Raw genomic sequence first — 233 nt, 5'->3', positions numbered from 1 at the left:
GGAAAAGCCTGATTCGGTTTAGAAGGGGTAAAAAAGTCAGCGAGGATAGTGTCGATGAACTCAAGGGTTTCTTTTGTTAGGGCTGTCAGTGCTGACATGGGTTGATCAATAGCAATGAGGGATTCAATGTCGAGCAGGCAGTGGGTGTCTTGTATGGCTTTGACTTTCGGCAGGCTACCCAGCCGGTGGATAGCACGCAGGCCGGATTTAATGTGGCCTTCGGGCAGTGACCA

1 pseudogene is annotated in these 233 nt (G+C 50.6%); it reads right to left on the bottom strand.

Annotation, left to right across the window (positions count from 1 at the left end):
• Positions 1-233: pseudogene (locus HMPREF2996_RS12880) on the bottom strand (HNH endonuclease); the annotation flags it as partial.

The organism is Corynebacterium sp. HMSC066C02, assembly GCF_001814945.1.
GTDB lineage: Bacteria > Actinomycetota > Actinomycetes > Mycobacteriales > Mycobacteriaceae > Corynebacterium > Corynebacterium aurimucosum.
Note: the sequence above shows the minus strand (reverse complement) of the source record. Positions and strands in the feature narration are given on the sequence as shown.